The organism is Pseudomonas sp., assembly GCF_050739655.1.
Lineage (GTDB): Bacteria > Pseudomonadota > Gammaproteobacteria > Pseudomonadales > Pseudomonadaceae > Aquipseudomonas.
This window is the reverse complement of the sequence record NZ_JBOIBY010000508.1, coordinates 1-2,541: the sequence shown is the minus strand read 5'-3', so window position 1 is coordinate 2,541 and position 2,541 is coordinate 1. Positions and strand designations below refer to the sequence as shown.

General features: G+C 59.5%; 3 protein-coding genes. 2 read left to right on the top strand and 1 reads right to left on the bottom strand.

The features are described from left to right. Positions 1-92 precede the first annotated feature (92 nt). Entirely contained in the window at positions 93-1,487 is a 1,395-nt protein-coding gene (locus tag ACRESJ_RS24160) for a class II fumarate hydratase (protein WP_431760155.1), read from the bottom strand. A gap of 192 nt (positions 1,488-1,679) precedes the next feature. Between ACRESJ_RS24160 and ACRESJ_RS24155 the strand changes: the two genes are divergently transcribed. Both ACRESJ_RS24155 and ACRESJ_RS24150 read left to right on the top strand, forming a co-directional pair. Beyond that, positions 1,680-2,204, top strand: coding sequence for a DUF2059 domain-containing protein (locus ACRESJ_RS24155; protein WP_431760154.1), 525 nt, complete (start codon positions 1,680-1,682; stop codon positions 2,202-2,204). Positions 2,205-2,216: 12 nt separating this feature from the next. Then, positions 2,217-2,516, top strand: coding sequence for a BolA family protein (locus ACRESJ_RS24150; protein ID WP_431760153.1), 300 nt, complete (start codon positions 2,217-2,219; stop codon positions 2,514-2,516). Positions 2,517-2,541 lie beyond the last annotated feature (25 nt).

Here is a 2,541-nt window from a genome sequence, read left to right as displayed (position 1 = left end):
CAGGTTTTGTGTGGACCACAAACTTTGTAATCGACACAAAACCTGTGGGAGCGGGCTTGCCCGCGATGGCGGACTTCCAGACGCTACAGGACTCAGCCCTTGGCCCCAGCCTCCAACATATTCTCCGGCCTCACCCAGGCATCGAACTGTTCATCCGTCAGATACCCCAGTTGCAACGCCGCCTCCCGTAGGGTCAGCCCTTCGGCGTAGGCTTTTTTCGCGATCTCCGCCGATTTGTCATAGCCAATGTGCGGGTTCAACGCCGTCACCAGCATCAATCCTTGCTCCAGGTGTTCGGCCATTTTCCCCGCATCCGGCTCCAGGCCGGCAATGCAATGCTCTTGGAAGTTGCTGCAGCCATCGCTCAGCAATCGGACCGATTGCAGCAGGTTGTGGATGATCACCGGTTTGAACACGTTCAATTGCAAATGACCCTGGCTCGCGGCAAAACCGATGGCGACATCGTTGCCCATCACCTGACACGCCAGCATCGACAGCGCTTCGCACTGGGTCGGGTTGACCTTGCCGGGCATGATCGAACTGCCCGGTTCGTTGGCCGGCAGCTTCACTTCGGCGAAGCCTGCCCGTGGCCCGGAACCCAGCAGGCGCAAGTCATTGGCGATCTTCATCAGTGTCACGGCCAGGGTTTTCAGCGCGCCGGACAGGGTCGTCAGTGGCTCGTGACCCGCCAGGGCGGCAAATTTATTCGGGGCGGTGATAAATGGCAGCCCGGAAAGCGCGGCCAGTTCCGCGGCGATGGCTTCGCCAAAACCATGGGGTGAGTTCAGGCCCGTACCGACCGCCGTGCCGCCCTGGGCCAGTTCACAAACCGCCGGCAAGGCGCTGCGGATGGCCCGCTCGGCATAATCGAGTTGCGCGATGAACGCTGATACTTCCTGGCCGAAGGTGATAGGTGTCGCGTCCATCATGTGGGTTCGACCGGTCTTGACCAGTTTCATGTGCCGGGCCGACAGCTCGGCAAGGCCACCTGACAGCTCGCTGATCGCTGGCAGCAAGTTGTGCTGCACCGCTTGAACAGTGGCGATGTGCATGGCAGTGGGGAAGCAGTCGTTGGAGCTCTGGGAGCGATTGACGTGATCGTTGGGGTGGACCGGAGATTTACCACCGCGCGGGTTGCCGGCCAGTTCGTTGGCACGCCCGGCAATCACTTCGTTGACGTTCATGTTGCTCTGGGTGCCGCTGCCGGTCTGCCAGACCACCAGCGGAAACTGATCGTCGTGTTCGCCATCGAGCACTTCATCTGCGGCTTGCTCGATCAGCCGGGCGATATCGGCCGGCAGATCGCCATTGCGATCATTGACCCGCGCTGCCGCTTTTTTGATCAGCGCCAGACCGTGCAGCACCGCCAGCGGCATGCGTTCATTGCCGATGGCGAAGTTGACCAGCGAGCGTTGTGTCTGAGCGCCCCAATAGGCTTCATCCGGGACTTCAACCTGGCCAAGGCTGTCGGTTTCGATACGGCTCATCAGTCACACTCCTGTAGGTCGGTTTGCGCAGTTTAGGCCGTGATCGACGGCCGGGGTTCCATCAGTCTGGATTCTGACCATTGAACCCCTCAAATTCAGGCGCAACAAGGCTTGGGGTTGAGTGACACACTTTTTTAGGCGCAGAATGGTCGTCCTTGGGGTTTTACCTCGTCTGCTAGAAAAGGAAACTCGATGACTCGTCTTCGTGCCATCTGTGCCGCGGTTGCATTGGCTTGTGCCAGCGGCCCTGTTTTTGCCGATACCGCCAGCCACAACGCCAGTGCCGAGGCTTTCCTGACCCTGGCACATGCTGACAAATTGGGTACTCCGGTATACATGCAAGTGCAGCAGATGTTTGCTCAGCGCTTCCAGCAAACCAAAGCCCCTGAATCGAAGAAAGCCGTACTGGAAACCTACCAGGCCAAGGCCAACGCCGCCCTGGACCAGGCCATCGGCTGGAACAAGCTGAAGCCGGACATGGTCAAGCTCTACACCACCAATTTCACCGAATCGGAGCTCAAGGACCTGGTTGCGTTCTACCAGTCGCCGCTGGGCAAGAAAGTCCTGGAAAAAATGCCGCAGCTGACTCAGCAATCGGCCCAGATGACCCAGGCCAAGCTGGAAAGCGCGGTGCCTGTGGTCAACAAACTGCTGGCTGACATGACTGCCGAGCTGGAGCCTAAAGGCGCCGCCGCTCCAGCCAAGAAGAAGCCTTGAGCGGAGTCCGGTATGACCATGCAACAACGCATCGAATCGACGCTGGGCCTGTTACAGCCTGAGCACCTGCAAGTGCTGGATGAAAGCCACATGCACAGCCGCGGGTTGCAGACCCATTACAAGGCCATCGTGGTCAGCGAGCAGTTCGAAGGCCTGAACCGGGTCAAGCGCCACCAGAAAGTCTACGGCACGCTTGGCGAGCTGATGGGCGAATTCCATGCGTTGGCGCTGCATACCTACACGCCGCAGGAGTGGGCACAAATGGACGGGGCACCGGCCTCGCCGACTTGTGCCGGTGGCAGCAAGCATTAAAAAGCAAAAGATCGCAGCCTGCGGC